The 7,949-nt window shown below is 73.8% G+C and carries 8 protein-coding genes; 6 read left to right on the top strand and 2 right to left on the bottom strand.

The window, feature by feature from the left end:
* The 6 genes from M4J07_RS45340 to M4J07_RS45315 form a co-directional block, all read left to right on the top strand.
* On the top strand, positions 1–1,191 hold a 1,191-nt coding region (locus tag M4J07_RS45340), incomplete at its 5' end, for a DUF1479 domain-containing protein (RefSeq protein ID WP_255982762.1).
* 139 nt (positions 1,192–1,330) lie between these two features.
* Entirely contained in the window at positions 1,331–2,143 is an 813-nt protein-coding gene (locus M4J07_RS45335) for an alpha/beta fold hydrolase (protein ID WP_255982760.1), read from the top strand.
* A 10-nt stretch (positions 2,144–2,153) separates the two neighbouring features.
* A complete protein-coding gene (locus tag M4J07_RS45330; RefSeq protein WP_255982758.1) occupies positions 2,154–2,921 on the top strand; it encodes an IclR family transcriptional regulator in 768 nt (255 codons plus the stop codon).
* 92 nt (positions 2,922–3,013) lie between these two features.
* On the top strand, positions 3,014–4,027 hold the full coding sequence (locus M4J07_RS45325; RefSeq protein ID WP_255982756.1) for an aromatic ring-hydroxylating dioxygenase subunit alpha: 1,014 nt from the start codon (positions 3,014–3,016) through the stop codon (positions 4,025–4,027).
* Positions 4,024–4,191, top strand: coding sequence for a hypothetical protein (locus M4J07_RS45320; RefSeq protein ID WP_255982754.1), 168 nt, complete (start codon positions 4,024–4,026; stop codon positions 4,189–4,191). Before M4J07_RS45325 ends, M4J07_RS45320 begins: the two co-directional genes overlap by 4 nt.
* Complete coding sequence (locus M4J07_RS45315; protein WP_255982752.1) at positions 4,188–5,099, top strand: PDR/VanB family oxidoreductase; 912 nt, start codon at positions 4,188–4,190, stop codon at positions 5,097–5,099. Before M4J07_RS45320 ends, M4J07_RS45315 begins: the two co-directional genes overlap by 4 nt.
* Here M4J07_RS45315 and M4J07_RS45310 read toward each other — a convergent pair.
* Together M4J07_RS45310 and M4J07_RS45305 are read right to left on the bottom strand one after the other, a co-directional pair.
* Positions 5,083–6,621, bottom strand: coding sequence for an MFS transporter (locus tag M4J07_RS45310; RefSeq protein WP_255982750.1), 1,539 nt, complete (start codon positions 6,619–6,621; stop codon positions 5,083–5,085). The genes M4J07_RS45315 and M4J07_RS45310 overlap by 17 nt on opposite strands.
* 111 nt (positions 6,622–6,732) lie before the next feature.
* Positions 6,733–7,949 (bottom strand): MFS transporter (locus M4J07_RS45305; RefSeq protein WP_255982748.1); only part of this gene is annotated, 1,217 nt, incomplete at its 5' end.

Genomic DNA, 7,949 nt, shown 5'->3' with positions numbered 1-7,949 from the left:
TCCCGGATCGAGGCGTCGGGGCGCACCGTCGCGGAGGTCTTCGCGGCGGCCGAGCGCCGCGTCGAGGCACGGATCGCCGAGATCGAGGCCGACCGCGAGCGCGGCGACCAGGTGTGGCCGGTCCTGGAGTACGACGCGATCCGGGCCGGCGCGGTCACCCCGGAGGACGTCGCCAAGCTGCGGCGCCGCGGCTGCCTCGTCGTGCGCGGGCACTTCCCGCGCGAGCAGGCCCTCGACTGGGACGCGGGGATCGTCGACTACGTGGAGCGCAACCGGTTCTTCGAGACGTACCGGGGACCGGGCGACGACTTCTTCGGCAGCGTCGGGTCGAAGCCCGAGATCTACCCCGTCTACTGGTCGCAGGCGCAGATGCAGGCGCGCCAGTCGGAGCGCATGGCCACGGTCCAGTCGTTCCTCAACTCGCAGTGGCGGCACACCTCGGCCGACGGCACCCGCTGGTTCGACCCGGACCGCGACGCCCTCTACCCGGACCGCATCCGGCGCCGGCCGCCGGGCACCGACTCGGCCGGCCTCGGCACCCACTGCGATCCGGGCACGCTCGACCTCTGGATGACGCGGGAGTACCAGGAGGCGTTCCGGCACGTCTTCGACGGCAGCGTCGAGGAGTACGACCCGTGGGATCCTGCCCACCGGACGACCGGGCCGCAGTACCCCGGCTCCACCATGTGTTCCGCGTTCCGCACCTTCCAGGGCTGGACGGCCCTGTCCGACATGGCCGCCGACCAGGGCGTGCTGCACACGGTGCCGGTGCCGGAGGTCATGGCGTACCTGCTGCTGCGCCCGCTGCTGCCGGACGTCCCCGAGAACTCGATGTGCGGGGTCACCGTCAACCAGGTCTTCCCGGTCACCAAGCGCTGGCACCCGATGCTGTACCGGGCGCTCACCCCGATCCCGGACGTCCGCGCGGGCGACTCGGTCTGGTGGCACTGCGACATGATCCACAGCGTGGCCCCGGTGACCGGGCAGCAGGGCTGGGGGAACGTCATGTACATCCCGGCGGCCCCGTGGTGCGCCCGCAACGAGCGCTACGCCGCCGAGGTCCGTGACGCCTTCGTCTCCGGCTCCAGCCCGAGCGACTTCCCCGCCGAGCACTACGAGCGCACCTGGGAGGGCCGGTTCACGCCGGACCGGCTGAACGCGACGGGACGCAGCGGCCTGGCCCTCGACTGACGGTCGGCGCCGACGGGCGCGCGCCGCACCGGACGTGCCGCGCCCCGGCGGTGCCGAGCACCGGAACCCCCTTGATCACGGGCGCGGCCGGGCCGTACCGTGCCGCCACCGGTTCCGCAGTCCAGGTCAGGAGTGTCCGATGGGTCGATTCACGGTGGACGGCACCGTCCTGCACTACGACGACCTCGGTCCCGCGGACGGTGCCGTGGTGGTGCTCGTGCACGGGCATCCGTTCAACAGGACCCTGTGGCGGCCGCAGGCGGAGGCGCTCGCCGCGGCCGGACACCGCGTCCTCACCCCCGACCTGCGGGGGTACGGCGAGAGCGAGCTCACCGAAGGCTCCGTGCTCCTGGCGCGGTTCGCGGACGACGTCGCCGCGCTCCTCGACCACGTCGGTGCCGGCCGGGCCGTGGTGGGCGGGGTGTCCATGGGCGGCCAGATCGCCATGGAGTTCCACCTGCGCCACCCGGACCGCACGCGGGCGCTCGTCCTCAGCGACACCTCGGCGCCCGCCGAGACCGACGAGGGCAAGGCACTGCGCAACGCCCTCGCCGACCGGTTGCTCGCCGAGGGCATGGGCGGGTACGCCGACGAGGTCATCGACAAGATGCTCGCGGCCTACAACGTGACGGCGCTGCCCGACGTCGCCGAGCGGGTGCTCGCCATGATGCGAGCGACCGATCCGCGGGGCGCCGCGGCGGCGCTGCGCGGCCGGGCCGAGCGCCCCGACTACCGGGAGTCCCTGGCCGCGGCCCAGGTGCCCGCGCTCGTCGTGGTCGGCGCGGACGACGTCTACACCCCGGTCGCCGCCGCCGAGTCGATCGCCTCCCTCGTCCCCGACGCCACGCTCGTGGTCGTCGACGGCGCCGGTCACCTGCCGGGCGCCGAACAGCCCGAGCGGTTCAACGCCGCGCTCCTCGGCTTCCTCCGCGACCGCTGCCCGACCCCGTAGGACGCCCCCGGTGAACCGGTCCGCCGCCGACCGCCTCCTCGACGTCCTGGGCGCCTACGACCAGGACCACCCCGCCCTCACCCTCACCCAGCTCGCCCACCGTGCCGACCTCCCGCTGGCCACCGCGCACCGGCTCGTCGCGGCGCTGACCGGGTGGGGCGCGCTGGAGCGGGACGACGCGGGCCGCTACCACGTGGGTCTGCGGCTGTGGGAGCTGGCCGCGCTCGCCCCGCGGGGCCTGGGACTGCGGCAGGCGGCGCTGCCGTTCCTGGAGGACCTCTACGAGGCGACCCACGAGAACGTCCACCTCGCCGTGCGCGACGGGTCCGACGTCGTCTACATCGAGCGCCTGTCGGGGCGTTCGGCGGTGGGGGTGCACTCGCGGGTGGGCGCCCGCTGGCCGCTGCACGCCACCGGCGTCGGCCTGGTGCTGCTCGCCCACGCGGGCCCCGGCGTCCAGGACCGGTACGGAGCCGACGGGCTCGCCGCGTTCACGCCCTACACCGTGACCGATCACGACCTGCTCCGCCGGATGCTGGCCGAGGTGCGGCGCGGCGGCGTCGCGGTGAGCGACCGTCAGATCACCGACGACGCGCTGTCGGTGGCGGCGCCGGTGCGCGGACCGCACGGCGACGTCGTCGCGGCCGTCTCGGTCGTGGTGCCGGTGGCGGACGCGCGGACACCCGCGCTGATTCCGGCGGTCCAACTGGCCGGACGCGGCATCTCCCGGGCCCTCGGCTGGCAACCCGTCTCGTCCCGGCCGCCGGCTTCCGCCTGACGGAAGGTCCGTTGTGAGCGTGCGGCCCCGCTCACCACTCTGGTCCCCACGCGCGGCGACGGCGCCGCGCGACGACCGGAGGGACGCCCGTCATGCCCGCACACTCGGCTTTCGCCCGCGACCAGTGGTACGTCGCCGCCTGGTCCGCCGAGGTAGGCCGTGAACTGCTCGGCCGTACCGTCCTCGGCGAACCGCTCGCCCTCTACCGCACCGAGGCCGGCGACCCGGTCGTCCTCGCCGACCGCTGCGTGCACCGCCGCTACCCGCTCTCGGCGAGCGGCCTCGACGGGGACCGGGTCGTCTGCGGCTACCACGGGTTCACCTACGACACGACCGGCACCTGCGTGTTCGTGCCGGGGCAGAAACGCGTTCCCCGTACGGCGCGGGTGAGTTCGTACCCGGTCGCCGAGGTCGACGCGATGGTGTGGGTGTGGATCGGCGACCCGGAGCTCGCCGACCCCGACACGATCCCGCGCGCCCCGCACCTCGCCGCCGACGGCTGGGTCACCGTGCAGGGCATGGAGCCCATCGACGCCGACTACGGCCTCCTCGTCGACAACCTCCTCGACCTGTCCCACGAGACGTACCTGCACGGCGGCTACATCGGCACCCCCGAGGTCGCCGAGACGCCGATCACCACGGAGGTCGACGAGGGCGCGGGCGTCGTGCGGGTGTCGCGGCACATGACGGACGCCGAGTGCCCGCCGTTCTACGCCCGTTCCACCGGGATCGAGGGCCGGATCCAGCGGTTGCAGGACATCGAGTACCACGCGCCCTGCCTGTACCTGCTGCACAGCCGGATCAGCCCGACCGGACAGGACTCCCCCGCGTTCCTGACCGAGATCACGTACGCGATCACGCCGTCGGCGCCCGGCAAGGTCTACGACTTCTGGGCGGTGTCCCGGAACTTCGCCGTCGACGACGCCGAAGTGACCACGTTCCTGCGGGACTTCAACCACACCGTGGTCATGCAGGACGTCGACGCGCTGAACCTCCTGCAGCGCTCCCTGGACACCGAGGCCGACGGCTACCAGGAGCTCAGCATCAACATCGACACCGGCGGACTGGCCGCCCGCCGCATCCTCGCGAAACTGGCCGCGGGATGAGCGGCGCCGTCTACCGCGTCGACTGGCTGCCCGGCACCGATCTGCTCAGCGGCCGCTGCCACTGCGGGGCGCGGCACGAGGCCGAGGACCCCGTCGCGATGTGGGAATGGATGCTGGCCCACCCCGACCACCCGACCGTCTCCGAGGAGGAGCACACCCCGTGAGCGAGTCGCTCGAACTCGTCGTCGCCGAACGCCGCACGGAGGCCGACGACGTCGTCTCCCTGATCCTGCGCCGCCCGGACGGCGCGCCCCTGCCCGGGTGGGAGCCGGGTGCCCACATCGACCTGGTCCTCGGCGAAGGTCTGGAGCGGCAGTACTCCCTGTGCGGCGGCGACGGCCGCTCGTGGCGGATCGCCGTGCTGCGGGAGGCGGCCGGCCGGGGCGGATCGGACCGTGTGCACGGCGAGTTGGCGCCCGGCAGCCGGGTGCGGGCCCGCGGGCCGCGCAACCACTTCCGCCTCGAACCGGCGCCCGCCTACCGGTTCGTGGCGGGCGGCATCGGCATCACGCCGATCCTGCCGATGCTGGCGGCCGCCGGGGAGTGGTCGCTGTTCTACGGGGGCCGGTCCCGCTCGTCGATGGCGTTCACGGACGAGGTGACCACCCGCCATCCGGCCGACCGCGTCCACCTGTGCGAGGGGCCGCTGGACCTGGCGGCGCAGCTCGCCGGTCTGCGGCCGGGTGAACTCGTCTACGCCTGCGGGCCCGAGTCGCTGCTCGCCGCCGTGGAGGAGCTGGTGCCGGCGGCGGCGCTGCGCACCGAACGCTTCACGCCGGCGGCCGCCGACCCGGGCGGGGACGACGAGGCGTTCGAGGTCGAACTGGCTCGCTCCGGACGGACGTTGACGGTGCCCGCCGGCCGGTCGGTCCTCGGCACCCTGCAGGACGCCGGGGTCGAGGTGCTCTACTCCTGCGCCGAGGGCACCTGCGGCACCTGCGAGACGGAAGTGCTGGCGGGCGAGGTCGATCATCGCGACAGCGTGCTCACCGCGCAGGAGCGGGACCGCAACGACACGATGATGGTGTGCGTGTCGCGGGCCAAGGGGGGACGCCTCACGCTGGATCTGTGACCGGAACGGGGGTGGGCGCGGCGGTGCGGGCCGCCCGGCGCAGCAGCGTCGAGGCGACCAGACCACCCGTCAGCACGGCTGCCGCGCCGACGAGTTGGCCGGTCTCCAGGGCCGAGCCGAACGCCCGGGTCATCGTGTGGCGCTCCGTCGCGGAGTCGGCGGCGGCGAGGGCGGCGGGCAGCGACGCGGCGGTCACCGGCACGAGCGCGGAGAACCGGGCACTGAGGACGGCGCCGAGGACGGCGACGCCCAGACCGCTGCCGAACTCGGTGACCGTGCCCTCGATGCCCGCACCCGCGCCCGCCTTCTCGCGCGGTATCGCGCCCAGCACCGCGACGGCCATCGCCGGGTTGGCGAACGCGCAGCCCACGCCCATCAGGACGAGGCCGACGAGCAGCCCGCCGTATCCGTCCACGACCCGCCCGGCGAGGGCGACGGCCGCCAGCCCGCAGGCGAGCAGGGTCATGCCGAGCGCGACGGCGCCCGGGATGCCGAGGCGGGTGCTCAACCGGGCCGACAGGCCGGTGAAGTTGAGCAGGACGACGGTCAGCGCGAACGGCGCGGTGCGCAGGCCCGCCTCCAACGGCCCGTACCCGAGGACGAACTGCAGCTGCTGGGTCAGCAGGTACAGGGCGCCGCCGCTGCCGAAGGTGATGAGGACGGCGCCGAACACCGCGCCGGTGAAGGTCCGGTCGCGGAAGAAGCCCATGTCGAGCATGGGGTCGGTGACGCGCCGCTCCCACAGGACGAACCCGGCGAGCGCGCACGCGCCCAGGCCCGCGCCCGCGAGGACGTACGGCGAGGCCCAGCCGTGGTCGGGCCCGGAGACCACCGCGTACACCAGCGACGTCATGGCGACCGTGGACAGCAACGCGCCCAGCAGGTCCGGGCGTTGGCTGCGCTCGGCCCGGCTCTCCGGGACGAGGACGGTGACGGCGACCAGGCCGAGGGCGACGACGGGCAGGTTGACGAGGAAGAGCGATCCCCACCAGAAGTGGTCGAGGAGGACGCCTCCGGCCAGCGGCCCCGCCGCGAAGCCGAGGGCGTTGACCGCGGCCCAGATCCCGATGGCGCGAACCCGCTCCTCGTCGTCGAAGACCTGCACGGCGACGGCGAGGGTGGTGGTCAGCAGCAGCGCGCCGCCCACGCCCATCCCGGCCCTGGCGGCGATCAACTGCCCGGTGTCCTGGGCGAGTCCGGCCGCCAGGGAGCCGAGGCCGAACAGGGCGAGGCCGGTCAGCAGGAGGCGCCTGCGGCCGTAGCGGTCGGCGGCCGCGCCGGCCGTGAGCAGCAGGCCGGCCTGGACCAGGACGTAGGCGTTGATGATCCACTGGACGTCGGCGGTGGTGGCGCCGAGCTCGGCGGTGAGCGTGGGGACGGCGACGTTCAGGATCGTGTTGTCGAGGATGACGACGAGCTGGGCGAGGCAGATCACGCCGAGGATCAGCCAGCGGCGCGGATCCCGGGCCGTCCCGGCGGACGCGGGGGCGGTCGGCTGCTCGGCGGCGGGCGTCGCCGTCATGCGGACTCCTTGGGGGAAGGGCGCGCGGGACGGACACCACCCCGCTGGTTAGGTAACCCTAACTCAGCGGGGCGGTGCTGCCCACGGGCCCCCTTCGCGGGCCCTGCGGCGTCAGCTGTTGAGCGCCACCCGGGGTACCGGCGCGGGCTCGGCCACGGGTTTCGAGAGCAGCATCATCGCGCCGAGCCCGAGGGCCGCGACGCCGGCGAAGAACCAGAAGCCCCAGGGGTGGGCGATGCCCGCCGTCACCAGGGCGCCCGTGACGAACGGTCCGGTGATCGAGCCGAGCCGGCCCACCGCGGAGGCCAGGCCGAGCGCGGTGCCGCGGGTGCGGGCCGGGAAGACCTGGGCGACGTATCCGTAGATGAGCACCTGCGCGGAGAACACGAAGACGCCGGTGAGCAGGACGAGCGCGTTGAGCAGCACGCTGTTGTCGATGCGCAGGCTCAGCACCGCGAGGAGGACGGCACCGGTGGCGAACCAGATGCGGGCGATGCGCCGGATGCCGTACCGGTCGGCGACGATCCCGGCGACGACGAGCCCGATGACCGCGCCGATGTTGAGGACGAGCAGCAGGGCGATGGAGCGCGAGATGGGGTAGCCCGCGCTGCGCATGAGCTGCGGCAGCCAGGTGTTCAGCCCGTACACGAGGAGCAGTCCCATGAAGGAGCCGCCCCAGATCGCGAGGGTGGTGCGGCGCAGTCGCGGGCCCAGCAGGTCGCGCATGCCGATGCGTTCGCCCTCCGGCTCCGCCTTCGCGGCCAGATAGGCGGCCGATTCGGGCAGCCGCCACCACATCAGTGGGACGACGAGCAGGCCCGCGACGCCGCCGCCGTAGAACAGCCAGTGCCAGTCGTTGCCGACGGCCAGCGCGAGGACGGAGGTGAGGACGGCGCCGACGTGGTAGCCGGTCATGGTGAACGTGCTGGCGCTGGCGCGGCGTCGCTCGGGGAGGTTCTCCGCCATCACGGTGAGCGCGACGGGCATGCACGCGCCGAGGCCGAGTCCGGCGAGGAAGCGCAGGGCGCCGAAGGCCGTCACGTTCGGTGCGAGCGGGGTCAGCAGGGTGAACACCGAGAAGAGCAGGACGGACCCGATGAGCATGCCGCGCCGGCCGAACCGGTCGGTGAGCGGGCCGAGTCCGGCGGCGCCGACGGCGACACCGACGAGGGAGACGGTGGCGACGCCGGTGGCGTCGGCGGCGGTGAAGCCGAGGTGGTGGGTGGAGAGCAGGGTGGGGATGGTGGCGCCGAGCGCCACCAGGTCGTACCCCTCGAGCAGGACGGTCAGCCAGCACAGCACCGCTGTGGTGACTCCCCGAGTGGGAG

Origin of the sequence: Streptomyces longispororuber (assembly GCF_024448165.1) — a bacterium.
GTDB lineage: Bacteria > Actinomycetota > Actinomycetes > Streptomycetales > Streptomycetaceae > Streptomyces > Streptomyces longispororuber_A.
This window is presented reverse-complemented; position numbering and strand designations above follow the sequence as displayed.